General features: G+C 46.5%; 25 protein-coding genes, 1 tRNA gene and 2 pseudogenes. 20 read left to right on the top strand and 8 right to left on the bottom strand.

From position 1 onward, the window contains the following. Position 1: 1 nt before the first annotated feature. Positions 2-892 (bottom strand): DMT family transporter, encoded by an 891-nt coding sequence (locus PDUR_RS16215; protein ID WP_042207190.1) that lies wholly within the window; start codon positions 890-892, stop codon positions 2-4. A 164-nt stretch (positions 893-1,056) separates the two neighbouring features. Between PDUR_RS16215 and PDUR_RS16210 the strand changes: the two genes are divergently transcribed. The 6 genes and pseudogenes from PDUR_RS16210 to PDUR_RS28180 all read left to right on the top strand — a co-directional run. Then, on the top strand, positions 1,057-1,599 hold the full coding sequence (locus tag PDUR_RS16210) for a helix-turn-helix domain-containing protein (protein WP_218918409.1): 543 nt from the start codon (positions 1,057-1,059) through the stop codon (positions 1,597-1,599). A gap of 69 nt (positions 1,600-1,668) precedes the next feature. Next, a complete protein-coding gene (locus PDUR_RS16205) occupies positions 1,669-2,007 on the top strand; it encodes a DUF1801 domain-containing protein (RefSeq protein WP_042209431.1) in 339 nt (112 codons plus the stop codon). A 376-nt stretch (positions 2,008-2,383) separates the two neighbouring features. Beyond that, positions 2,384-2,518 (top strand): annotated as a pseudogene (locus tag PDUR_RS30215) (DUF255 domain-containing protein); the annotation flags it as partial. A 254-nt stretch (positions 2,519-2,772) separates the two neighbouring features. Next, complete coding sequence (locus PDUR_RS16200) at positions 2,773-4,551, top strand: ATP-dependent nuclease (RefSeq protein WP_042207188.1); 1,779 nt, start codon at positions 2,773-2,775, stop codon at positions 4,549-4,551. Between the two features lie 218 nt (positions 4,552-4,769). Beyond that, positions 4,770-5,441, top strand: coding sequence for a hypothetical protein (locus PDUR_RS16195; protein ID WP_042207187.1), 672 nt, complete (start codon positions 4,770-4,772; stop codon positions 5,439-5,441). Between the two features lie 161 nt (positions 5,442-5,602). Next, positions 5,603-5,930 (top strand): annotated as a pseudogene (locus tag PDUR_RS28180) (ABC transporter permease); the annotation flags it as partial. A 41-nt stretch (positions 5,931-5,971) separates the two neighbouring features. Here the strand turns inward: PDUR_RS28180 and PDUR_RS16185 are convergent. Further along, positions 5,972-6,802 (bottom strand): lipase family protein, encoded by an 831-nt coding sequence (locus tag PDUR_RS16185; protein ID WP_407944235.1) that lies wholly within the window; start codon positions 6,800-6,802, stop codon positions 5,972-5,974. A 216-nt stretch (positions 6,803-7,018) separates the two neighbouring features. Then, positions 7,019-7,627, bottom strand: a complete 609-nt coding sequence (locus PDUR_RS16180) for a TetR/AcrR family transcriptional regulator (RefSeq protein ID WP_042207184.1) — start codon at positions 7,625-7,627, stop codon at positions 7,019-7,021. 336 nt (positions 7,628-7,963) lie between these two features. Here PDUR_RS16180 and ilvB point away from each other — a divergent pair, with 336 nt between their 5' ends. Together ilvB and PDUR_RS16170 are read left to right on the top strand one after the other, a co-directional pair. Further along, positions 7,964-9,694, top strand: coding sequence for a biosynthetic-type acetolactate synthase large subunit (gene ilvB, locus PDUR_RS16175; protein WP_042207183.1), 1,731 nt, complete (start codon positions 7,964-7,966; stop codon positions 9,692-9,694). 135 nt (positions 9,695-9,829) lie between these two features. Further along, positions 9,830-11,938: a thioredoxin domain-containing protein gene (locus tag PDUR_RS16170; protein ID WP_042207182.1), complete on the top strand. Its 2,109-nt coding sequence runs from the start codon at positions 9,830-9,832 to the stop codon at positions 11,936-11,938. Between the two features lie 97 nt (positions 11,939-12,035). Here PDUR_RS16170 and PDUR_RS16165 read toward each other — a convergent pair whose 3' ends face one another. After that, positions 12,036-12,767 carry a ferric reductase-like transmembrane domain-containing protein gene (locus PDUR_RS16165; protein ID WP_042207181.1) on the bottom strand — a complete coding sequence of 244 codons (732 nt, stop codon included), beginning with the start codon at positions 12,765-12,767 and terminating at the stop codon, positions 12,036-12,038. A 172-nt stretch (positions 12,768-12,939) separates the two neighbouring features. On the opposite strand from PDUR_RS16165, the gene PDUR_RS16160 reads away from it, so the two are divergent. Further along, positions 12,940-13,278, top strand: a complete 339-nt coding sequence (locus PDUR_RS16160) for a hypothetical protein (RefSeq protein WP_042207180.1) — start codon at positions 12,940-12,942, stop codon at positions 13,276-13,278. 128 nt (positions 13,279-13,406) lie between these two features. Here the strand turns inward: PDUR_RS16160 and PDUR_RS16155 are convergent, their stop codons facing one another. Next, on the bottom strand, positions 13,407-13,694 hold the full coding sequence (locus tag PDUR_RS16155; RefSeq protein WP_042207179.1) for a YxcD family protein: 288 nt from the start codon (positions 13,692-13,694) through the stop codon (positions 13,407-13,409). Next, positions 13,694-14,134 (bottom strand): hypothetical protein, encoded by a 441-nt coding sequence (locus tag PDUR_RS16150; protein ID WP_042207178.1) that lies wholly within the window; start codon positions 14,132-14,134, stop codon positions 13,694-13,696. Before PDUR_RS16150 ends, PDUR_RS16155 begins: the two co-directional genes overlap by 1 nt. Before the next feature lie 269 nt (positions 14,135-14,403). Here PDUR_RS16150 and PDUR_RS16145 point away from each other — a divergent pair, with 269 nt between their 5' ends. Further along, on the top strand, positions 14,404-15,036 hold the full coding sequence (locus tag PDUR_RS16145) for an NUDIX hydrolase (protein WP_042207177.1): 633 nt from the start codon (positions 14,404-14,406) through the stop codon (positions 15,034-15,036). Positions 15,037-15,155: 119 nt separating this feature from the next. Here the strand turns inward: PDUR_RS16145 and PDUR_RS16140 are convergent, their stop codons facing one another. Together PDUR_RS16140 and PDUR_RS16135 are read right to left on the bottom strand one after the other, a co-directional pair. Beyond that, positions 15,156-15,722 (bottom strand): beta-class carbonic anhydrase, encoded by a 567-nt coding sequence (locus PDUR_RS16140; protein ID WP_042207176.1) that lies wholly within the window; start codon positions 15,720-15,722, stop codon positions 15,156-15,158. Between the two features lie 25 nt (positions 15,723-15,747). Further along, the gene (locus tag PDUR_RS16135; RefSeq protein WP_042207175.1) at positions 15,748-16,122 is read right to left on the bottom strand and encodes an iron-sulfur cluster biosynthesis family protein; all 375 of its coding nucleotides are present in this window, start codon (positions 16,120-16,122) and stop codon (positions 15,748-15,750) included. A gap of 149 nt (positions 16,123-16,271) precedes the next feature. On the opposite strand from PDUR_RS16135, the gene PDUR_RS16130 reads away from it, so the two are divergent. The 10 genes from PDUR_RS16130 to PDUR_RS16085 all read left to right on the top strand — a co-directional run bounded on the left by PDUR_RS16130 (position 16,272) and on the right by PDUR_RS16085 (position 24,986). Further along, a complete protein-coding gene (locus PDUR_RS16130; RefSeq protein ID WP_042207174.1) occupies positions 16,272-17,801 on the top strand; it encodes a carboxypeptidase M32 in 1,530 nt (509 codons plus the stop codon). A 73-nt stretch (positions 17,802-17,874) separates the two neighbouring features. Continuing rightward, positions 17,875-18,522 (top strand): PAQR family membrane homeostasis protein TrhA, encoded by a 648-nt coding sequence (trhA, locus tag PDUR_RS16125; RefSeq protein ID WP_042207173.1) that lies wholly within the window; start codon positions 17,875-17,877, stop codon positions 18,520-18,522. Positions 18,523-18,668: 146 nt separating this feature from the next. Then, a complete protein-coding gene (locus tag PDUR_RS16120) occupies positions 18,669-19,025 on the top strand; it encodes a putative DNA-binding protein (RefSeq protein WP_042207172.1) in 357 nt (118 codons plus the stop codon). 19 nt (positions 19,026-19,044) lie between these two features. Then, entirely contained in the window at positions 19,045-20,436 is a 1,392-nt protein-coding gene (ffh, locus tag PDUR_RS16115; RefSeq protein ID WP_025691350.1) for a signal recognition particle protein, read from the top strand. Between the two features lie 348 nt (positions 20,437-20,784). Beyond that, positions 20,785-21,057: a 30S ribosomal protein S16 gene (gene rpsP, locus PDUR_RS16110; protein WP_025335406.1), complete on the top strand. Its 273-nt coding sequence runs from the start codon at positions 20,785-20,787 to the stop codon at positions 21,055-21,057. Positions 21,058-21,079: 22 nt separating this feature from the next. After that, on the top strand, positions 21,080-21,310 hold the full coding sequence (locus PDUR_RS16105) for a KH domain-containing protein (RefSeq protein WP_042207171.1): 231 nt from the start codon (positions 21,080-21,082) through the stop codon (positions 21,308-21,310). Between the two features lie 151 nt (positions 21,311-21,461). Then, entirely contained in the window at positions 21,462-21,989 is a 528-nt protein-coding gene (rimM, locus tag PDUR_RS16100; RefSeq protein ID WP_042207170.1) for a ribosome maturation factor RimM, read from the top strand. After that, a complete protein-coding gene (trmD, locus tag PDUR_RS16095) occupies positions 21,989-22,879 on the top strand; it encodes a tRNA (guanosine(37)-N1)-methyltransferase TrmD (RefSeq protein WP_042209430.1) in 891 nt (296 codons plus the stop codon). Before rimM ends, trmD begins: the two co-directional genes overlap by 1 nt. An 832-nt stretch (positions 22,880-23,711) precedes the next feature. Then, positions 23,712-24,746 (top strand): acyltransferase family protein, encoded by a 1,035-nt coding sequence (locus tag PDUR_RS16090; protein WP_042207169.1) that lies wholly within the window; start codon positions 23,712-23,714, stop codon positions 24,744-24,746. Positions 24,747-24,912: 166 nt separating this feature from the next. After that, positions 24,913-24,986: transfer RNA gene (locus tag PDUR_RS16085), tRNA-Pro, on the top strand. The last annotated feature ends 55 nt before the right edge of the window (positions 24,987-25,041 follow it).

Genomic DNA, 25,041 nt, shown 5'->3' with positions numbered 1-25,041 from the left:
CCTAGTCGCGGGATTCAGCGGAATCCACTTTTTTTGTCCCAGCCATTTCATTTACAAACGCAGCTCCCAAAATCAAGATCCCTCCAAATATTTGTAACAGAGTCATTCCTTCATGCAGGAAAATACTTGACATTAGGATGGCTGAAATCGGGTCGATATAACTGAAAGCGGCAATGTATTGACTGCTTAATTTCCTTAGGGCAGAAAAATAAATGAGGTATGCAACACCCGTATGTACAACTCCCACGATAACAAGCAGTCCTATGGATGTGCCGGATGTTGAAGATATTTGAAATCCGTCGTTGGTCAGCACATATGGAATCAATGAAAGGGCTGAAATGAACAGCTGCATGAAGGAGCTCTCAATGCCTGAGATGTTTTTTAAAAATTTATTGAGCATGACAACAATGGCATAAAAAGCCGCTGCCGTTAAACCGTAGCCGATTCCAAGAATATTATTTGTTCCGGCCGCGCCGCCGCCTATCCCAACGATACATAGCATCCCTGCCATTGCAGATAGGATACACAGGACATTGATCAGCTTTAAGCTTTCTTTGAGGATCAGCGGAGATAAGAACATCACAAAGATTGGCGCAAAATAGTAGCAGATCGTCGCATTTGCAATCGTCGTGTAATGGTAGGCTTGAAACAAGAAAATCCAGTTCATTCCGAGTGCGATTCCGGATGCAGCAAGCAGCCATAGATTGGGCCGTATTCTTTTCCATGAAAGCCTTTGTGTAAATACGAAGCTGGCAGCGAATAACAGGAGGCTTCCGACTAAACCTCTTACGAGCGCAATCTGACTGGAGGAAAACGGGATATTCCGTACAAACAAACCTATGCTGCCGAATATCAACATCGAAATGATGAAACTGATTTTAGCTTTGCTCATAATAGCGATCCTCTCTTAAAAAATCAATATTTTCTGCGATGAATGAAGAACCCCGGTATAGATTAGATGCAGAGGGTAACGCTTGCTTAATAAAGCACCCAATCGTAAAATATATTGTACAATCGTTAGTTATAACTGTCAAACTAAAAGGAGCTATTATGAATTTGAATGAAGTCATTTCCATGAATTTGAAAAATCTGAGGCTCGAACGAAATTTAAGCCTGGGTCAATTGTCTGAATTATCCGGTGTAAGCAAAGTGATGCTTTCTCAAATCGAAAAAGGCGAGTCAAGTCCCACCATTAATACCATTTGGAAAATTGCCAGCGGATTGAAAGTGCCATACACCAAATTGATCGATGAAGCCATTGAGCACGCCGTTGTGATCCGTAAATCCGACACCAAGATGCAATCCGAGAATGATGACTCCTTTCGTTCATATTGCTACTATGCGAATAATCCGATTCGGGATTTTGAATTGTTTAAAGTGGAGATGGAACCGCATGCTTCAAAAGAGTCTGATGGTCATTCACCGAAAACCCAAGAGTATATTCTGGTGCTAAGAGGAGAATTAACGCTGAAAATAAATGCTCAGGAATATGTATTACAAGAAGGCGATTCCATTTACTTTGACTGTACTTCCCCGCACTCATTTGCAAATAATCAAGAAACTCTCCTTGAGTTTACGGACATCATCTACTATTCTTGATGCAGACGGATAGTGATGCGGGGAAGTTCCGATATCACAGAACCGATTATGGAAGGAGCGAGCAGAATGATGAATCCTGAGGTTACCGCGTTTATAGAGAACATTCAATCAGCCTGGCAAATCGAGGTTTGCAATCAGCTCCGCCAAATGGTTCATCAGACCATTCCCGAGGTTCAGGAACGGATTCAATACAAGAAACCGCATTTTCTAAAAAACGGAAAATACACTGCAGTCATTACACCGTCAAAAGATGCGGTGGCCTTTATGCTGTTCAATGTCAGCGGGGTTGATGTCCCCGAAGAGTTTGAGGGCCCTGCCGAACGCAAGTCGATCAAAATACACGAAGGGGATTCGCCGGATTATGAGTTGCTGGCCGGGCTTCTCGCTCAGTCCTCTAAAGAACTTTAAATTATAGAAGCTCCCGCAGGTTGCTGTGGGAGTTTTTTTGTATCTCTCGAATACTTTTAAGCCTTCTTTATTCAATACTTTTTCCACTACTAATGGTCTGTGCTCAACAAAAGTTAAATCTGTGCTTTTTCAATAACTCCATAACACTCTTTTTATGGTAATCTTCCACATATTATCGTATGGCAGATAGATTAGGAGAATGTTTTCGCTGCATCTATGCAATGTCAATCTATTCTAACTCCTGAAATGAAGGATTGAGCAGAAATCTCCATATTTTTTAGGTGGCATGTCCAGCGGGTATATTATAGCTATCAAAAACCAAAGGGGTTATTCCCTTACACGAAGAAACCGCAAACCCTAATACACCAACCGGCTAATCAACGAAAAAAGTCCTTATCAACTCTAGCACGCGCACTTCCCGGTGGGTTGAATGCTTTGGGGTGAGGAAGCTTTTGAGAAGGCCGAAGCGGAGAACAAGCCCGTGTTTGTTGTATCCATTTCCACATGTCATTTATGAGATGTTCGCGAAAATCATTTTTTTAGAAGCTTCTACCATTAGAATTAGTTGGAGTTATTTTGTTGTTGGAAAATATAAGATTTGTTGCGTTATATTCTTCCAGTTCATATAATAATAAGACTATAGTCCATTGGTACTAACATAATAAAGTGAACCATTCATATTCAGTTGTATTCAGTAATTTCACGATCTTCGTGAGTAATACGTTAGGTGAAATCAATTGTAATCGTCAAGAAAGGAATCGAAGAATGAATCCAAAAGTTACAATAACAACAGTTGATTTTAAAAATTTTAAAGCTTTGAGAAGTTACACATTGCGACTTCAGCACATGAACATATTAGTTGGCCCAAACAACAGTGGGAAATCCACAATAATAAGCGCATTTAGGGCTCTTGGAGTAGGAATAAGACAGGGATTTTCCAAAAAGGCATCTTTAGTTCAGGGTCCTAATTCCGAAAGATATGGGTATCCTATCTCTGAAGAATCGTTACCTATGTCTTTGGAAAATGTGCACACTGATTATGCGGAAATAGATTCATCAGTTACGTTTAAATTGTCCAATGGCAATAAATTAATTCTTTTCTTCCCTAGATCAGGTGGATGTAATTTGTTAACAGAATCATCCGGAAGAGTAGTTACAACACCCAAGCAATTCAAAGAGGAGTTCCCGTTAGACTTGGAAATTGTTCCTGTTCTTGGACCACTTGAACAAAATGAACAAATCGTCTCTGAAGAAACCGTAAGGAAGGGATTAACAACGCACAGGGCTTCAAGACATTTTAGAAATTATTGGACGTATTATCCGGAAGGTTTCGAGGGTTTTGTAGAGTTAGTTGCAAAAACATGGCCGGGAATGACTATAGAAGCTCCAAGGAAACCTCATGTTATGGCATCGGAGCTTATAATGTTTTGTAATGAAAATAGAATTCCTCGTGAACTGTACTGGTCTGGATTCGGATTTCAAATATGGTGTCAGTTACTCACCCACATCTCAAGATGTAAAAAAGCTTCCCTGTTAATTGTTGATGAACCTGAGGTATATCTACATCCAGATGTACAGAGACAATTACTTGGAATATTAAGGTACTCTGGTCCAGATATTGTTATTGCAACTCACTCAACAGAAATCATGGGGGAAGCCGATGCAACAGAAATAATGCTAATTAACAAATCAAAGAAACTAGCAGATCGATTAAGAGATGTAGAGGGTGTACAAAAGGCGCTTGATACAGTTGGCTCTATACAGAATGTTACCTTAACTCAACTTGCAAGAACTGGGCGGATGCTGTTCTTTGAAGGGGACGATGATTACAAGATTATTCGGAGATTCGCAAGAAAGCTTGGGTTGACAGAATTATCAACAGGTAATGATATCACTGCGTTTAAGTCAGGTGGATTCTCCTATTGGCAAAGAGTTAAATCATTTGCTTGGGGGTTTAAAGAAACATTAAATAAATCATTACATATAGGTGCGATATTTGACCGCGACTTCTGGTGTGATGAAGAATTACTAGAAATCCAGTTGGAGATACGAGAGCACTTGGAACTATCACATGTTCATTCAAAGAAAGAAATAGAGAATTATTTGCTAAATCCAGAGGTGTTAGAAAAATCTTTAAAGAAAGCAATTAGGGAAAGGGAAAATAGGACTGAGACTATAATCTCTGAAGGGGAAAGTGTTTATCATATATTAGACAGGGTAACAAGTCCTTTAAAGATTACTATTCAAGGTCAATATCTTGCAAGAAGAACCGATTACCTTAAGGGAAAGAAGTCAGGTATGGATACAGCGACAATTAACACTGAAACACTCAGTTTATTTGAAGAGAAGTGGACAGATTTAAATCGACGAATGGATCTGGTGCCTGGGAAAATAGTTTTAAAGTTACTAAGGGATGAATTACAGAGAATTTATATGGTTAGTTTAACTGATTTTAAAATTATTGATGAGTTTACCACGAGAGAGATTCCTGAAGATTTACGTGATCTCCTATTTAGAATAGAGGAGTTTAGAACTCGTGAGTGATTCAAGAAGACAATTAACTTCATCTAGCGTCTCATTCACGCAGCGGTTGCTATCGCTCCCTTGGTCCGCAGATGCATTTCCGAAGAAGCTGATTCAGCAGACAATCCTGCGAGGCTAAGTCTTCGAGCGGGCGCTGACGCGCCTTAAGCCTCTCTGATTCGTGAAAGCGGAAACGTTATATGAAAATTCTATTAAGTACTAGAAAAGGTGAGAATCATATGTTTCCGGATCTAGAGGATTATGATACGAAAGATATAAGAAGCCTATTGCTTTACGCATGGCATTTTGAATTATATGGTGTTAAGGAACTAATAGAAAATACTAATAATAATTTAAATGAAAGAATCAAAGTAAATATCGACAAATCTTTAGAATTAATTGATGATTGGGAAGAACATGACAAGTCATTAAGAAAAGTGCAAATGTATCATTCAATTAAACCATTAGCATTTCAATCATTTTTATTAACATTGTATTCTATTCTGGAAGCTTCTTTAGATGGATACTGTAATACATGTAAAAAGTATATGGGGTTAAAGATCAATTTGGAGGACTTTAAAGATAAGGGGATAACACGCAGTATTAATTATTTAGAGAAAGTAATTGAAATTGAAACTATTAAATCAGATTATCTCTGGGGTAAGATGATACAGATTAATGATTTGAGAAATGATTTAATTCATAGATGCGGTTCAGTTAGCAAAAAGAAAAGTAAAAAAACATATTCTGAAGAACTTAGCGTGGAAGTTATAGATGGTAGGATCGGAATAACATATGAGAATATTATACAAATTTATGACTATATTGAGAAGTTTATGAGGGTAGTGTTTAGTAGACATTTTACAAATAAAAATAAAACTTTGTCATATCCAATAGATTTGGAGAAATAAATATCGTATGTAATCTTTGAAGACAGACCCTCCTATAACATAGAATTCACTACCGCCTTGGCCTGCGGGAGGAATCGGAGGAAGCTTGTCAGGCAGACAACCTTGCGAGGCTAAGTCTGGCGACCGATGCTGCAGCGGGATTGAGCAAGTCGCCATCGCCGGTTCTCATATTCGCATGTTCCTGGGCTATTAACTGGATCTTCGCCTTCTTTGGCGAAATTGCTCGTACGGCTTCCAGTGTGCAAGGGATATCAATGATTGCGCTGTTCCCGTTTACCTTTCTCTCAAATGCTTTCGTGCCGGTCAATACCATGCCGGACTGGCTCCAGTGGTTCGTTAACATCAACCCGATTTCGCATTTGGTCACGGCTGTCCGGGATCTCGTCAACGCGGGAACGATGGGCGGAAATCTTGCCTTCTCCCTCATCGGCGCCGCTGTCATTGTGGCGATCTTCAATCACGGTACGCGCTTATATGCGCCGCACATAATCATTAAAGTTATTGATCAGGTAACCCCCAATGATGGCGGGTTACCTTTTTTTGATCCCCTGGGACTTTGCCGGTTCAATTGGGGAAATTTCCGTAACTGGACAGAACCCAGGATTTGTTACACATAACAATTGAGTGAATTGCGGCTGGGCCTGGGAGAGCTCTACGAAATAACTGCCAATGATGTGATTGAGGCCAACGCCTCCATTCTGGAAAGATAGCGATCGGAGGGTCTGGACATGGCTGTAATAGTACTTTTTTTCCCGCTTGGGCAGCTTGTAAACGGATGGTGGAGCATAGGTTACAACGTCAAAGAGATTGGCAATACGGTAGCTGTTCCTTACATACTTTGAAAAAGCTTTCGCAAATGCCGGATCGCCTACACGGGGGGAGCCGAATGTAAACAAGTTGGGGGAGCTATAGACAGTATTGGCCGCAATATCTATCGCACATAACGTCGCGAGCGCCGCGCCGAGACTATGACCTGTGATGTATAATGTCTTGTCAGGAGACAACCGGGTAAGTGCGGAAATAATGCCACTACGGGCTGAGGAATAGATGTCTGTGAAGCCGCGATGTGTAAGACAGTCCTCCTTTATATACTTGAACCTCTTTTGAGAGGCGATGATGTCGGAGATCCAATCGGACGTTGAACTTGTTCCCCGAAAGGCGACAATGATCTCTTGCGGTGATTCGAGAATAAACCCGAAGTGCTCCCATACATTGTTAATGGATTTCGCTTGAATAGTATGACTGACCGAATAATTCAAGGGAACGACGAACGAACCGTCCATATTTGAAAATTGCACATAAGTCTGTCCGCAGACGGCTGCCAGAAAGATTGCCCGCTGCTCATAATCTTTGTTAGCCATCTGCATCCCGCCCTTCTTTCTCCTTGTTTATGATAAGGATAGAAGATGGGTGCTTGTCGATGAAACGTGAATTGCGTAAAGCTCGGACATCTTGCTGTATGCCGGATGGACAAGATGGCCCGAGAGATTGGGGAGCGCTTGTGCGGGCTTTTTTCAAACATTTTCTGATGCCTTAGCCTTGCGGCAATTCTTGTCTCATTTCACCCCAATTTCCGACTACTTTCCTCTGAGCCCGGAAGAAATAATGGGTCCATAAGTGATAATCTGGGCCATGATCATTCCCATTTGTTGAGGCGTTTGCTTCATGCCGGATTCGAGCCAATGCAAGAGTATGCCAAAATTAGCCGAGGATATATAAGCAATCAGGTAATCCCGCGGAATATGCATTTTCTCTTCCTGTGGCTGCAAGTAAGTGAATTTATCATAAATTTGTTCAGTGAGAAAGTTTTTGTACCGGTTCACGTAAGAGAGATCTCCGTTCGTTCCGAACATAATGGTAAGAAACTCCGCATGTCGGCTGAATTCCTCGAAAATGCGTACGGATAATGGATAGGGCTCATCTTTTTCGGCACATTGACTTAATTCATTGAAATCCAACTGTGTGACAATAACTTTGATTTGCTCGAAAACATCATCTTTCATCTGCTCCAGCATGTCAGGAACATCCCGATAGTGCAAGTAAAAGGTACCCCGGTTAATGCTCGCGCGGTTTGCGATATCCGTAACGGTAATGCCATCCGCTTTTTTCTCCCTCATGAGTTCCATAAGCGCTTTATGCAGAAGTTGTTTGGTGCGAACTTGTCTCCGGTCTAATTTCTCAGCCATTTAATCACCTTATACGAAAAATATTTACTGATAATCAACACATGAGTGTTGAATTGATGGTTAGTAAACAATGCGAACTATATTTGATTATTGTTCTACCAGATTCATTCATTATAATAAACATTATGATCGATAATCAACACTGTGTTTATTAAATGAAAAAAAGCAATAAAGAGAAAAATACGGAAAGCCGAATCAAGCCCTGAAATCGCAAGATTCTCGGCAAATCAAGGGTGGTATCGCGAAATTACCCCTTTCGTCCCTTTAGGCTCGGCAGAAGTGTTTTGCCGCTTTAAGGATGAGAGGGGTTATTTATATTTTAAGGGAGGCAGTCAAATGGAAAAAATATCAAAATCCGCGAACCATACGCATCAACCTTCCCAGGATTTGATAAGCGGATCGGTGGCGCTTTTACGCTGCTTACTCATAGAGGGCGTAGAGTGTGTATTTGGGTACCCGGGAGGGAATGTCCTGTACATCTATGATGCAATGACCGGTAATCCGGACTTTAGACACATTCTGACCCGGCACGAGCAAGGGGCTGTTCACGCAGCGGACGGATATGCCCGATCGACAGGAAAAGTAGGCGTGTGTATCGCCACCTCTGGTCCGGGAGCTGCAAACTTGGTGACGGGAATCGCAACGGCCTATATGGATTCTGTACCGCTTGTCGTCATTACTGGTAATGTCCTGTCAACAGTCATGGGTACCGATGCTTTTCAGGAAGCGGACATCATTGGTATTACAATGCCGATAACCAAACACAGTTACTTAGTACGCGAGGTAAGCGACCTGCCGCGCATCATCCATGAAGCGTTCTATATTGCAAATACCGGAAGGAAAGGCCCCGTTCTAATCGACATACCCAAAGACATATCCAATCACAAAATGTTCTTTTATGCATCCACCAGCATTAATTTACGTGGTTACGATGCGGCTCCGAGTCCTGATCAGACCGAAATAGATACGTTAATTCAGGCTATTACAGAATCCGAAAGACCGGTCATTATAGCTGGCGGCGGGGTAGTTTCTTCCAATGCATCCGGTGAGCTGCTGGAGTTCGTGAATAAAACAAATACCCCGGTGACTACCACATTGCTCGGTTTAGGCGGTTTCCCGAGTGACCACAACCTCTGGATGGGGATGCCGGGGCATCATGGTGCATATACGGCGAATATGGCCATTCAAAACGCCGACCTGATTATTTCCATCGGATCACGGTTTGATGACAGGGTCACGATGAAATTGGATAGTTTTGCTCCGCATGCCAAGCGGATCGCCCACATCGATATTGATCCTGCTGAACTGGGTAAGAATGTCAAACCGGATATTGCATGTGTTGGTGATATCAAAGCTGTGCTTGAATATGCAAATACGATAGCTATACCATCCCCGTCAAGCAGTTGGATCCATAAACTCCAGCACTTCAAATCAACCTATCCACTGCGGTACAAAGATTCCGATACAGAGCTTAAACCGCAATTTGTTCTAGAAATGATCCATGAGACAACGCAAGGGGATGCGATTATTACTACTGACGTAGGTCAGCACCAAATGTGGACAGCCCAATTTTACAAATTCAATCGCCCGCGCTCATTTATTACTTCCGGAGGTCTTGGAACAATGGGATTCGGACTTCCGTCTGCTATAGGTGCTCAGATAGGAAATCCAAACCGTCTTGTCGTTTCGGTAAACGGCGATGGGGGCATTCAGATGTGTATACAAGAGCTGGCTGTTTGTGCTATTCAGAATATTCCTGTCAAAATTGTGGTGATTAACAATCAAGTATTGGGGATGGTCAAACAATGGCAGGAAATCATTTACGAGAATCGTTACAGCCACATCGATCTTGGGGGGAGTCCCGATTTCGTAAAATTGGCTGAGGCTTACGGAATCAAGGGATTGAGAGCAAGCAATAAAACTCAGGCTTCCCGTATTTGGCAAGAAGCTCTGGAAACGCCTGGGCCTGTACTTGTGGAGTTTGTTGTGTCAAAAGAAGAGAATGTATACCCTATGGTTCTCAGTGGAACGGCATTGGATCAGATGATCATGGGGGATTTCAAATGATTTACAAAAAAAGAAAATCTAATAGTGTTAGACTTGTTTTAACGAAGGATTGAACAGAAATCTCCACATTTCTCTCGGCGGCATGTCCGGCTTGTATATTATAATGATTACAAAAAACCAAAGGGGGCTGTTCCCATGAGCGAAGAAACCGCATCTCCAAAATACACCAATCGGCTAATCAATGAGAAGAGTCCTTATCTGCTCCAGCACGCGCACAATCCGGTGGATTGGATGCCTTGGGGCGAGGAAGCTTTCGAGAAGGCCAAAGCGGAGAACAAGCCCGTGTTCGTATCCATCGGCTATTCCACCTGTCATTGGTGCCATGCGATGGAAGAAGAATCTTTTGACGATGAAGAGGTTGCAGAGCTTCTTAACGGTAATTATGTGGCGGTCAAGGTAGACCGGGAGGAAAGGCCGGATATCGACGCCCTGTATATGTCGGTCTGTCAGGCGATGACAGGCGGGGGAGGCTGGCCTCTGACGGTGCTGCTGACGCCGGAAAAGAAGCCGTTCTATGCCGGAACGTATTTTCCGAAGCGGCGGATGATGGGGCAGGTTGGACTATTGGAGGTACTGGAGCAGGTCCGGGCGAAATGGGAAACGGACAGCGTGAAGCTCCACCAGCTTGGCGATGAACTGCTCTCCGAGCTTCAGGCCGCGGCTGCCAAGAACAGCGTTGAACAAGATGTTGAATTGTCGGAAGATATTTTGCACCATGCCTTCCGGTTGTACAGCACGATATTTGACGAGGAGAACGGGGGCTTCGGACATGCTCCCAAGTTCCCGACGCCGCATAATCTGTCCTTTCTGCTCGCATACAGCCAGAAGTATGACAACGCGGAGGCGCTGCGAATGGTCGAAAAGACGCTGGAGTTCATGTATCGGGGCGGTATTTACGACCATATCGGATTCGGATTTGCGCGTTACTCCACTGACGAGCTGTGGCTGGTGCCGCATTTTGAGAAAATGCTCTTCGACAACGCGCTGATCGCCTCCGCTTATGTGGAAGCTTACCAGATCACGGAGAAGCCGCTGTATGCAGAAGTTGCGGAGAGCATATTTGCTTACGTATTGCGCGAATTGACTTCGCCCGAAGGCGCGTTCTATTCTGCGGAGGATGCTGATTCGGACGGCGAGGAAGGCGCATTCTATATCTTCAGCACGGAAGAGGTCGAGGAAGCGCTGGGGCCTGAAGATAGTCAATCCTACTGTAGCCTCTACGGGATAACGGAGGAAGGCATTTCGCGGGGATACAGCATCCCGAATCTGCTTGAAGGACTGCCGGATGAGATCGCTGAAAAAATGGGCATGACTCCTCTGGATCTGCGTACCCGGATAGAGGAATGGCGGGAGAAGATGTTCGCTTACAGAAGCAAGCGCGTGCGTCCTTCCAAGGACGACAAAGTGCTGACCTCGTGGAACAGCCTGATGATCACGGCGCTGGCGAAGGGAGCCAAAGCGTTCCAAAAGCCAGAATACGCCGAGGCTGCCGGAGCGGCGGCGAATTTCCTCTGGAACCATCTGCGCCGCGAGGATGGCCGGCTGCTGGCAAGATACCGCGACGGCGAGGCCGCTTATCCGGGATATGTGGACGATTATGCTTTTCTAATGTGGGGATTGACCGAGCTGTATGAGGCCACGGGACAAGCGGTCTATCTGGAGCGGGCGCTTCAGCTTAAAGACGGACTGCTGGATTTGTTCCAGGATGAAGAGGAAGGCGGATTCTACTTCACAGGCAAGGATGCGGAACAGCTTCCGATCCGCTCGAAGGAGCTATATGACGGCGCAATGCCGTCCGGCAATTCCGTGGCGGTGAAGGTGCTGTGGAAGCTCGCCGTAATTACCCAGGACGTTAAGCTCAAGGGTGTTGCTGAGCGGACGGCGGCAGTGCTGGGCAAGGCCGCGATGAAATATCCCGCCAGCTACGCCATGTTCCTGCAAGGGCTGTTCACCATGACAGGCGGCGGCAAGGAATGGGTATTGTCCGGCAAAAAAGAAGATCCTGCCCTGAACGAAATGATTTCTCTTGCGCAGCGTACCTTTATGCCGGATGCTTCGCTGCTCATTCACTGGGAAGCTCCGGAGGACGAGTTGGCGGCGCTTCTGCCGCATCTGAAGGACAAGCCGGCGATCGGCGGTGACGCCACGGCGTATGTCTGTCGTGATTTTGCCTGTCAAGAGCCGATTACAAGCCTGGAGGCGGTGCGTGAGCTTTTTGTCAAACAGGAGAAGGAAACAAAGTAACCGGAATGTAATAAAGTAACCGGACCGTAAAAGCGAAAAAGGGAGCTGCGGCTCCCTTTTTTCATGGCATGGTTCGATCTTTCGCTGCTGCTAGTAATCATTCGGCAGTTCTTACTCCCTTGGATACTCTGGCCTGTGACATGACGTTCGCTGCTTTATATTTCATTAAGCGCAAGATCGTGTAGGAGCCGAAGATTCCCGTATACAGCACCAGTCTCAGCCAATCCGTATCTTTATCCATAATAAGGATCAGCAGCACATGCAAGTAGGCCAACAGATAGAACAGATACGCCCAGCGCTGGATTTTACGCCACTTTGCACCCCCGATCCGGCTCCGCACTTTTCTAAAGGACGTAATGAACAGAGGAATCATCACAATAAAAGCGATAATGCCGATAACAGAGTAGCTAAGGTAGATCGTTTTCCTGAGCACTGTGGCTTCATCGGAGCTGAGCATGGAAGAAACTCTTACGAGGAATCTGACGAGGTACACAAAACCATGGGCCAGCATGAGAATGGAAGCAATGATCGCTAGCGGGGCGCGGATAGACATCAATTTTCGGGTATAGTTCCAGCGATTGTTTAGTGCCCCGGCAAACATCACGGGAATGAACAAAGCAATGGAGATGACGCCATGCGAGACGGCTCTTTCCAATTCACGGATGAATCCTTGCAGTTGAAAGCCGCTAAAAAGCCGGATCATCTCGTAGGTGGTGACGACGATCGTAATTGTGGTGGCTAAGGTGTAAAGAGCGGCACGATTTTTTTGAATAAACTTCGGAAACTGGCACAGCAGGGCCGCAATCAGCAAACAATACAGCAGAGACATGAAAAAAACCCCCTCATTAATTGATAACGATTATCATTATTGATATAATGGTTGATTCAATTTAAATTGTCAGTGATATTTTTAACACATTGTATAGCCTTTATGGGCAGCACCACGGGATAGGCGATCGCATACACTAAAGCAAAATCCAGCTAACGAAAGGTATGAGCTTATGTCAACCTATTCTGGACCGCAAACCCTGATTTATCAAGCTGATCCCACTGCGCTTCACCATGTGAAAAAAGTGCGCGAATCGATGCATGGCTCTTTAAAGCCCTTCATTAATCGGAAAGTAAGGATTCATACCATCGACGGGGTGACCCACGAGGGGATGATCTCGGGTATCGACGAGGGCCATCTTTATCTGACTGTGCAGGCGTCTGGCCCCTCGATGAGAGGATATTACAATCCGTATTATCCGCCTTATCCTTATTACTACCCGGTCAATCCGATCGGCAACGTCATTTTACCGCTGGTGCTGTACAATTTGCTGGCTATTTCGCTGCTCTGAAGCGAATAACACAAAAAGAGCGCCCAGCAGCCGGAAGGGCTGTCGAACGCTCTTTTTTCTACGATGATAACCAAAAAAGACAGACACAGGAAATCCCCGGTCTGCCTGTTTGGTCTAACAGTTCTTACTTAAACATTGACGACGGCCGTAATCTCTTCGTCCAGCTCCAGTCTTACATCCTCGCGATAAGCGCGGATATTGTACTCGGAATGAAGATAGCGCAGAATCGCTTCAATCATATTGCTTTCGACGAGATACTGGCTTCGGCCCTGTATCCACACTTCGGCGGTATAACCGGTCTCTTCCTCCCAGCTAAGTTCCACCTGCACATCCGTTACCTTAACGCCCTTGCGCTCGGCCATGTGAAGGCAGATAGCGTTGATAATTTCATCCATGCTGAGGACGGTTATGGACATTAGTAACGTCCACCCCGTTCGTCAAACTTGCGGCGCTGCTGTCTGCGGCGGAAGAAGGAAAGGACGAGCATAACTACCAGATAGATCGCCAGCATGTTAACTGCAAAGCCGAGGATGTTGCCGAAAGCGCCCATGCTGCCGAACAAGCCGCCGAACAACAGGCCAGCCAGACCGCCGAATATCATCCCTTTCATGAAGCTGCCGCCGCTGAAAAATCCGCGTTTAGCCGTGCCTGCCGTCGTTCCGGCTGTTGTTCCCTTGGTGCTGTCGCTTTTATTTACATTGCTTTGAGTCGATTTATTCGGCGTAGTCGTGTAACTCCGCTGTCCCGATTTGAAACCGCCGCCGCCGCGCCGCGCATCCGCATAATCCGGGGCCGCCGCCGCGAAGAAAAGGGTAAAGGCCATAACAATCATCATTGCGCTTTTTAAGAATTTCATTAATAAATCTGACCTCCTAAAAGTTTTGATAGCATAAGCTTCCTGAACGACTTCGCAAAACTCGCTACGGAAGCAAACGCTTAGTTTGTGTGCCTACCCGGTAATACGGAGACTTCTCTGAATGGTTCCATTTTTCTATTCTTATTTTTTAAATAAATGGCAAAGGCACTTTCCGCTAAACAGTGGACAAAGGATAGTCTGTGCTGCGATACTTAAAAAAATTCAAAAAAAGGAAGCTCATAATCTATCCTTCCAGGGAGGTAAAAGGAATGCCGCCATCTGAAATGTTTGATATTTTCGATGAAAAAATGGTCCGGATCGGAAGCGACAGCCGGGAAAATGCGCATGCCAAAGGGCTATGGCATCAAACGTTCCATTGCTGGATTGTCCATCCCTCGAAGGGCGAAGGCGGAAGCCTCCTTTTTCAGCTGCGCCACATGACCAAGGATACTTTTCCGGGACTGCTGGATACTTCATGCGCCGGACATCTTCAGGCCGGAGAAACGGTGGAGGACGGTGTTCGGGAGCTGCGGGAGGAACTCGGGCCGAACGTCCCGTTCGAAGAACTGATCTATTGCGGGATCGTTGCTGAGGAGTGTATTCCATCGGACGGACTGATAGATAGGGAGTTTAGTCATGTGTTTCTTTATACTTGCGATCAGGAATTGGAGCGATATTCCTTTCAGCGGGAAGAAATTTCCGGGCTGTTCTTTGTAGATATTCCGAAATTCCGGCAGCTGGTTGGAGGGGGGATAGAAGCTCTTCAGATCGAGGGGATTGTCTGGGATGAGAAGGTGCAGCTTGCAAGGCCGGAGGAAAGGGTGGTGAGTCTGGGGGATTTTACGCCGAACACCAATGAATATTATAAGATGCTGTTCGGGCATTTAGGACCGGAAGGGTAGGACGCTGCATAAAAAACTCCCATCGGAGTCTTTCGAAGAAGCTGTCGAATTACTCAGGAGCGGTTGTTTAAAAAAAAAGCGCGGGCACAGTACCCGCGCAAAAGCAGTTTTGAGAGATGTCAAATACTGGTGTACCCATCCGAGACAAGCTCCAGTGCACCGGTAGCCGGATCCATAATCATGCCGTGAACGGGAACACCCGGTGGAAGCAGGGGATGACGCTTAATTAGCTCCACAGTTTGAATTACCCCTTCGTCAATACTGTCAAACCCTTTAAGCCACTTGGTAAGCTTAATTCCCGCATTTTCCAAGGTAGACAGAACCTCATCCGAAATCCCGCGTTCCTTGATCGATTGAATCATATGCTCGGCGTTCAGCGAAGCCATGCCGCAGCCGTGATGGCCGACGACGATAACCTCATCTGCGCTGAGTTCGTACAGGGCAACCATCACACTGCGCATAACGCTTCCGAAGGGCTGGGAAATGACGGCACCGGCATTTTTAATGATTTTGACGTCGCCGTTCCTGAAATTCATCGCTTTCGGCAGCAGCTCCACAAGCCGCGTGTCCATGCAGGTGATGATGAGCAGCTTTTTATTCGGAAATCGGCTTGTCAGATAGGCTTCGTATTCTTTATTTTCCACAAATTTCTCGTTAAATTTCAAAATATCGGAGACTTGACTCATAATGGCGGAACCCTCCTAAGATTATTTATGAACGGGAATGGACTTCACAGACGGAAGCCGGTTCAGGCCGGGTCCCCTCTAGGCCCCGCATATCGCGTACCAAAATATTTTGCCCATAAAGCTGTGAATCGCTGCTCAGTTTAAAGGAAGATGTGTTCACATCGGCGTCCAGCTTCAATTGTTCCTCATAAAAAATCTCATGCTGGTTTCCAACGACTATAGGAAGACCCTCGGCTTCGACATGCAGGTCCCCGGTATCCGGCTTGTCCAAGATCAGCAGCACATTGATGCCGTCGCATCCGCAGTCAACCGTATCGTAAAAGAGCTTGAATGTCCCCGGCCGGCTGCCCAGCCGTTCCTTCAGTCTTTGTAGAGCAAGCGGCGTCACCTGAATTTTCATTGCAGTTCACGCTCCTTTTTCCTGTGTCAGAACGTAAGCGGAGGAACAATTCTTTAAATCTCAGATAATCCGCTCCGAAGTTGATTATACGCACTTAAAAAAGTATCATCAAGAGTAGCTTCGAAATTACGGAAAGCCGGTGACATGAAATGGAACAACAACTACAAGCGGAATGGAATGCCTTCAGTATTTTATTAGCCAAAATCAGCGGATACCGCGAGGCGATCGGTCTGCTGCATTGGGACCTGCGGACGGGGGCGCCTCGCAAGGGAGTGGAAGTCCGGTCGAAGACGATCGGTATGCTGAGCGGAGAACTGTTCAAGCTGGAAACTTCGCCCGAGATGGGGCGGTTCACGGAACACTTCAGCAGACCGGAGGTGGTGAGCCAGCTAACTGACGTGCAGAAGAAGATCGTCAAGGATTGCCGGAAGGAGTACGAGCGCAGCAAGAGCATTCCTCCGGAAAAATATGAGGAATACGCCATTCTGGCCGCCCGGTCGGAGACGATGTGGGAGACGGCGAAGGAAAACAACGATTTTGCTTCCTTTGAGCCTTTGCTCAGCCGGATCGTCGCCTTCAAACAGGAATTCATCGATTATTGGGGCGTGAAAGGCACGCGTTATGACACGCTGCTGGACATGTACGAGCCTGACCTGACGGTAGAGAAGCTCGACGGGATCTTTAACCGCCTGCGCAGCCGCCTTGTGCCATTGGCCGAGCAAATCGCTGCTTCGCCAAACAAGCCTGATGCGAACCTTCTAAAGGGAACTTTCGGCATAGAAGAGCAGGAGAAGTTCGGACTCTTTATTTTGCAGCAGATGGGTTATGATTTTGCAGCCGGCCGGTTAGACGAGAGTGTGCATCCTTTCGCTACGGGACTGAATCCCGGAGATGTTCGCATTACGACGAATTACCTGGCAGATAACGTGACCAGCTCCATTTTCAGCTCTCTGCACGAAGGCGGACATGCGCTGTATGAACAGAACATCGACAAGGCTCTTGTCGGCACACCGCTTGCGCAGGGCGCTTCTATGGGCATTCACGAATCCCAATCCAGACTATGGGAAAATATGATCGGCCGCAGCCATGCGTTCTGGGAACGGTATTACGGAGATTTGCAGCAGCATTTCCCGGAGACCTTCAAGGATGTGAAGGCGGAGGAGTTCTACCGGGCGATTAACCGGGTGGAGAATTCGCTAATCCGCATTGAGGCGGACGAGCTGACCTATAATCTGCATATTATTATCCGCTATGAGATTGAGAAGCTTATTTTTAATGAAGGGCTCACCGTCAAGGAGCTGCCGGAGGTATGGAATACGAAGTACCGTGAATATCTTGGTATCACGCCGCCGAGCGACAGCCTTGGCGTACTGCAGGACGTGCATTGGTCGGGCGGGGATTTCGGCTATTTCGCCTCTTATTCGCTGGGCAATATGTATGCGGCGCAAATTCTGCATACGCTGCGTAAAGAGCTGCCGGAATTCGACTCCCTGGTGTCTTCGGGGAATCTACTGCCGATCAAGGAATGGCTTACGGACAAAATTTACCGTTACGGCATGAGCCAGACGCCGTCGCAAATTATTGAACGGGTAACGGGCGAACCGCTGAACCCCGACTATCTGGCGGATTACCTGGAAGCGAAGTACCGTGAAATCTATCGTTTGGATCAGGTTAAATAGCGCGGGCGTCAGTGGATTGCCTTAAGCTTAGAGCATATAATAGAAGAAAATAACAAATGAAAGGAGACAGGATATGGCAAACACTTACACTTACAGCCGAAAAGAAGAAGTCGCGAACGCGATAACGCACGGCATTGGAGCCATCCTCAGCGTGGCCGCGCTTATCCTGCTCATTGTTTTTTCCAGTATGTGGGGAACGGCCTGGCATGTCGTTAGCTTCTCCATCTATGGAACCACAATGCTGCTGCTGTATTTGAACTCGACGATCGTACATAGCCTGAAGGAAGGCAAGCTAAAGGATCTGTTCGAGTTCTTCGACCATTCCTCCATTTATCTGTTTATCGCGGGGACCTATACGCCTTTCTTGCTGGTTGCTATCCGAGGTACGCTGGGCTGGAGCTTGTTCGGGGTCATTTGGGGCATCGCCTTCTTCGGAGTTCTGTTCAAAGCCTTCTTTACGAAAAAGTTTTTGTTCATGTCGACGATTTTTTATATCGCCATGGGCTGGCTGATCGTAATTGCCTGGGCGCCGCTTACGGCTACCGTGGCGGAGGGCGGAATGGCGCTGCTGATGGCGGGAGGCATTCTGTACACGCTCGGCACCATTTTCTATGTCTGGCGCGCTTTTCCTTTTCACCATGCCGTCTGGCATGTGTTCGTGCTGTTGGGCAGCGTGACGCATTTCTTCGCGGTCTTGCTGTATCTGCTGCCGATTCGCTGACGCTCAGTGTTTTGGAATATTGATAAGAGCTAGAACAGAGAAAAAGATGACAAGCAAAAATGCTTGACATCTTTCTTTGTTTTCGGTATTATAAGGAGCGTTGAAATGGTGTAAAGTGTTTTTCCTTGACGAAGGGAGTGCCCTTGATGAGTCAGGGTAACCGGCTAGAGAAAACGAACCGAATTAACTTATTGTTCGCATTTTACGAGTCTCTGCTTACCGACAAGCAGCAGACGTTTCTGAAATATTATTTCCATGACGATTTCTCGCTTGGAGAGATTGCCGCGGAATTCGAGATCAGCCGCCAGGCCGTCTATGAGCATATCAAGCGCGCCGAGCAGGTGCTGGAGAACTATGAGAATAAGCTGGGGTTATTGGCGAAGCATGAGAGCCGTACCCGGTATTTTGAAGAATTGCGCAGACTGCCGCAGGATGGAGCGCTGCTTGAGCCGTTCAAACGGCGGTTTGCGGATATTGTGGATTCTTTGGAGAAGCTGGAGTAGCTGAAGGGAGAAGCAGCCTATGGCATTTGAAGGATTAACCGGAAGACTGCAGAGCGTGTTCAGCAAGCTGCGCGGCAAAGGCAAGGTGTCCGAGGATGATGTAAACGAGGCAATGCGCGAGGTGCGCCTTGCGCTGCTCGAAGCGGACGTTAACTTTAAGGTCGTCAAGGACTTTGTGGCGAAGGTGAAGGAGAAGGCCATCGGTACAGAAGTGATGTCGAGCTTCACGCCGGGCATGGTGATCATCGACATCGTGAACAAGGAATTGACGGAGCTGATGGGCGGAAGCCAGGCGAAGCTGGCCAAGGCGAATAAGCCGCCGACCGTCATTATGATGGCGGGCCTCCAGGGCGCCGGTAAGACGACGACTTCCGGCAAGCTGGCTAAGCTGCTGCAAAAGGGAAATCACCGTCCGCTGCTCGTGGCCGGCGACATTTACCGTCCCGCTGCGATCAAGCAGCTTCAGGTGCTCGGAGAGCAGATCAAGGCGCCGGTGTTCACACTGGGCGACAAGACAAGCCCGGTTGAGATCGCGAAGCAAGGTCTGCAGCATGCCAAGGACAATAACCTCGATTATGTCATTATCGATACCGCCGGCCGTCTGCATATTGATGAAGACCTCATGGAAGAACTGAAGCAGATTCATGCGGCCGTGAATCCGGATGAAGTGCTGCTCGTGGTCGACGCCATGACCGGTCAGGACGCCGTGAACGTGGCCGACAGCTTCAACAAGCAGCTTGAGCTGACCGGCGTCGTGTTAACGAAGCTTGACGGTGATACCCGCGGCGGTGCCGCCCTCTCCGTTAAGGCCGTAACCGGCTGCCCGATCAAGTTCGCCGCTCTCGGCGAGAAGATCGACGCGCTGGAGCCTTTCCATCCGGAGCGGATGGCTTCGCGGATTCTCGGTATGGGCGACATGCTGTCGCTGATCGAGAAGGCGCAGGCCAACATCGACGCCGACAAGGCAAAGGAAATGGAACGTAAGATGCGCAATGCGGAGTTTACGTTCGATGATTTCCTGGAGCAAATGGATCAGGTCAAGAAGCTCGGCCCGATCGACCAAATCCTCGACATGCTCCCGGGCATGAACAAAGCCAAAGGCATGAAGGATTTGAAGGTCGACGACAAGCAGATGGGCCGCGTCGAAGCGATTGTGCATTCGATGACGAAGCAGGAGAAGAGCCAGCCCGAGATCATCAACCACAACCGCCGCAAGCGGATCGCCGCCGGCAGCGGCACCTCGCTTGCCGAGGTGAACCGGCTCATCAAGCAGTTCGATGAGATGCGCCGGATGATGAAGCAATTCTCTGGCATGATGGGCGGAATGGGCGGAGGCAAAGCCTCCAAGAAGAACGCCATGAAGCAGCTTAAAGCGCTCGGCGGCAAAGGCATGAAGTTCCCCTTCCGCTAATCTTTAAGGTTTTATCTTTTACTGCGATTAACCATTGTACAACATAGGTTAATCAGTGTTTATCTTTTTACTGCGATTAACCATTGTACAACATAGGTTAATCCGCCCTTAGTCTTATATCTTTTGAAGTTGTAGTTTTTAGGGGTTCAACCCGTAACTAGATAGATTCGCAGTTAAGCGTGTCCCGTAAGGGACGGAAAGCGATCATTACCCCAACCATCCAAGGTCCCGCAAGTCCACCCGCCAACGCCAATTGCCATTAGCGGGTGTCCAGAGGGCGGCAGCCCTTGGGGCCCTCCCCAGTGGGGAGGGTTTGGGAGGGGATACCCTTATAAGGAGGTGAATTTCGTGGCAGTACGTATTCGTCTGAAACGTATGGGTGCTCATAAAGCGCCTTTCTATCGTGTAGTGGTTTCCGATTCCCGGTCTCCTCGTGACGGTCGTTTTATCGAGGAAATCGGTTACTATAACCCGGTTGCACAACCGGCAGTAGTGAACATCGATGAGGAAAAAGCGCTCAAGTGGCTTCAAACCGGTGCGCAAGCATCCGACACGGTTCGCAACTTGCTGAGCAAAGCGGGTGTGTTGAAGAAGTTCCATGAGTCTAAGCTGCAGAAATAATGACTGATTGCGAGGGTCCTCTATGGAAGAATTAGTTGCAGTTATTGCTAAGGCTTTAGTGGATCATCCGGAAGATGTGACGGTGCGGACCGTGGAGAAGGATCATCTGATTGTATATGAACTTTCCGTTCATCCGAGTGATGTGGGCAAGGTCATCGGCAAGCAGGGGCGGATCGCCAAAGCGCTCCGGACAGTCGTCACATCGGCAGCAGTCAAGAGCGATAAGCGTGTCACCGTGGATATTTTATCCTGATTGGTGACCATTAAAAGAGGGGCTGGGGATCGCTGGATTCCGGCTCCTTTTGTCTAATTAAGAGAGATAAGATACGTCCCTGCGGAGCATAGGCTTTTTACACTGGGGAACGTTATTCATATAAAGTTGAAGCGTTAAGGGAGTGGATGGCATGACGGAATCGCTGTTAACGGTAGGCAAGCTGGTCAATACCCACGGGATTCGCGGCGAGATCAAAATATTATCCCGGACCGATTTTCCCGAGGTGAGGTTTGCTCCGGGGAGTAAGCTCCTGATTTTTCCGGAAGATGGAAAAGGACAGTTTGAGGTCACCGTGGAGGCGGCACGCGAGCATAAGGGAATGTATATCGTAAAGCTGAAGGGCTATAACGACATCAACCAGGTGGAAAAATATAAAGGCAGTCTGATCAAAGTTACAGAGGGCGACCGCGTGGAACTGCCGGAGAACGAGTACTATTTTCACGATATTATCGGCTGCGAGGTCTACACAGCTGAAGCAGAGGCTGCGCCGCTTGGCGTGATTTCTGAGATTCTGACCCCCGGCGCTAACGATGTTTGGGTTGTCAGACGTCCCAAAGGCCAGGATATACTGATACCCGTTATTGACGACGTAGTACTTGATGTTGATGTTCCGAACAAGCGTGTGAAGATTCAGCTGATGGAAGGACTGCTGTCATGATCCGGATCGATGTGCTGACGCTTTTTCCGGAAATGTGTGAAGGCGTATTCGGGACAAGTATTCTGGGCAAGGCGCGGGAAAAAGGCATCGTCCGGCTGAATGCGGTGAACTTCCGCGATTATGCGAACAACAAGCACGGCAGTGTCGATGACACTCCTTATGGCGGCGGCGGCGGGATGGTGCTCAAGCCTGAGCCGATCTTTGCCGCAGTGGAGCATATTCTGGACAATCTGGAGGGCCGGTCAGTGACAGAGAGCGAAACGGAAAGCGCAGATCCGACGCACTTGATCCCAGCTGGCGAAGGGTCTGAAGATAGAACAGCGGGCTTGGATCAAGCGGAGAACGTCAACCCGCGTATTATACTCATGTGTCCGCAAGGCCGGACTTTCGATCAGCGAATCGCTGAGGAGTTGGCCAAGGAGGAGCATCTTATTTTTATTTGCGGACATTACGAGGGCTATGACGAGCGTATCCGCGAGCATCTGGTTACGGATGAATTGTCCATCGGTGACTATGTGCTGACAGGCGGAGAACTGCCCGCGCTCACAGTTATCGACGCGGTAGTCCGTCTACAGCCCGGAGCGCTTGGGAATGAGTCCTCCGCGGTGACTGATTCGTTCAGCACGGGGCTGCTGGAGTACCCGCATTACACGCGTCCGCCTGAGTTTCGGGGCTGGAAGGTGCCGGATATGCTGCTGAGCGGCCATCACGCCAATATCGAAGCGTGGAGGAGAGAGCAGTCGCTGAAGCGAACGCTGGAACGCAGACCCGAGCTGCTTGAGCAGGCGGAGCTTACAGCAAAAGACCATAAGCTGCTGGAACGATTGAAAGCAGAATTAAATGAGGCTCGTGCCTGCAGCCGCAGCGAAGAAGAGAAGGCGTCTTTTTAACTTATCCGTTAAAAAGACGCCTTTTCGTTAATATGAAATGCAATTAGCCGTCATAAAAAGTTCAGTAGGGCCATATATTATTAAGGTGTCATTACCTGCATTTTTGGGTAATAAAGTAAGACGCCGTAAAATATAGAAAAGGCTTAACCAGCGAAAGGATGAACTTTGAAATGACAACGAAGTCACAAGAAGATTTCAAGCCGGATACGAACCCGATCCGCAAAGAGGCGGAGCCGCTCCGCACGGTCAGCGATATTATTGACTTCTACACGAACCGAAAATCTTGAAGTTTCTCGTCCCCTGGGGGACGGGTGCGAAACCTATCCATCAACCCTGCTAGGAGTCTATCGCCATCCATGCAGAGAGATAATTTCCAAGAGGACCACCCAATCCGTGAACTCTGGTTCAAAGGTTGGGTGGTCCTCTGCGTGATCAGCCAAGAAAGATAAATGATCGGAATTACATGAGCTTTTTGCAAAATGCTGTGCAAATGAAAAAAGACCGTCCGAAGACGGTCTCTCTACCCGAGGCGCTTAACTTTCATGATCCGTATCCCGCGCCACCAAAAGCCGATTCATTAGCCAATGGTCCGGGTAAGGGATACGTTCAACATGTCATTATTAATGTGAACGCACCTCCTTTCCTTGTACGGACAGTATAGCATAGGAGTACTGAAATATCTATATAATTCTAAATGTTTTTTTAGCATTTTTACGGGTAGGGGGGATAGCGGCGTACAAATATTGGGGATATCATAAATCTGTGAAATGTTTATATAAATAAAGGGTATTTTGTATTATTATTAATATATCAGTTCTGAAGGAGGTATTTTATGAAATATTTTAATTATAAGTTAATTAGTACATACCGTACTCAACTGATGGGGATATCCATATTATGGATTGTATTTTTTCACTCTACGATTAATACCTCCTCTTTTCCAATCATTAATACATTTAAAACAATCGGATATGGAGGAGTAGATATTTTTTTGATGTTATCTGGTTTGGGGTTATATTTCTCGTGGCAGAAAGACAATAACGTTATAACATTTTATAAGAGACGACTACTGCGTATTATTCCAACTTATATGATATTTGTATTTATTATTTGTCTCCTTTATTGGTATGTTGGTGAAATGTCGCTTACAGATGTAGTTTTGAATTTGACCACACTAAGTTTTTGGGTGGACTCTAAAAATAAATTTGATTGGTATGTCCCAGCAATTTTGGTTCTATATTTACTTACACCCGTATTTATGCACTATTTCAAGTCGAAAAACAAGTATATTTCAGTTGCTGCGGCTATTCTTATTGGATTACTAATAACTGTTGTTATTACACCAACACCTCTATCTTATCTAAATATTTTTACTATAAGAATTCCAATATTTTTCATAGGGTTTCTTGTAGGTTATTGGATTGAGACCCGTAAAAAAGCTAACTTGTTACATTTAGTAGTAAATATAGTGATGGCAATTTTGGGTTTAATCTTTTTAGCTGTAAGTATAAAGAATTTACCATATGAATTTTCATGGCACTATGGCTTATTTTGGTATCCATTTATTTTAATTACATTACCTTTGTGTATGTTTGCGGCAGCCTTTTTACAAACCCTTTCAAAGCTTGGTATTAAAAAATTTATCTTCTTAACTTTCTGCGGTACACACAGTCTTGAAATATATTTGATCCATGAAAGGGTTTTAAATATTACTGCTAAAATAAGCGGAAATCTAAGTATAGACAATTTTATATATAATCTAATTTGCATTTTAATTACTTTACTAATGGCATTTTTGCTAAAAAAATCAATAGCTAGCTTTACCGCTAAATTCACGAGAACTATTCAATCAAGAAAAGTGGCTTAAATTATTGCGTTCATCTAACTTCAGTTGATAGCTTAAGCTGAAATTTATTGTAAATTCTGCGTTAGATTTATACTTGCAACAATGGGGGAATAAGCCGTATAATAATATTCGTCGCTGACATTCCACTTATATGGATTGTGTATGCGCAGTAGCAGCTTGCAAATATCGGGGTATGGCGCAGTCTGGTAGCGCGCACCCTTGGGGTGGGTGAGGCCGTGGGTTCGAATCCCGCTACTCCGATTTTCTTGAACTTAAAAACCGCAACATGACCAATTTTTAGATTGGTGGTTGCGGT

This window comes from Paenibacillus durus, assembly GCF_000756615.1.
Classification (GTDB): Bacteria; Bacillota; Bacilli; order Paenibacillales; family Paenibacillaceae; genus Paenibacillus_AQ; species Paenibacillus_AQ durus.
Note: the sequence above shows the minus strand (reverse complement) of the source record. Positions and strands in the feature narration are given on the sequence as shown.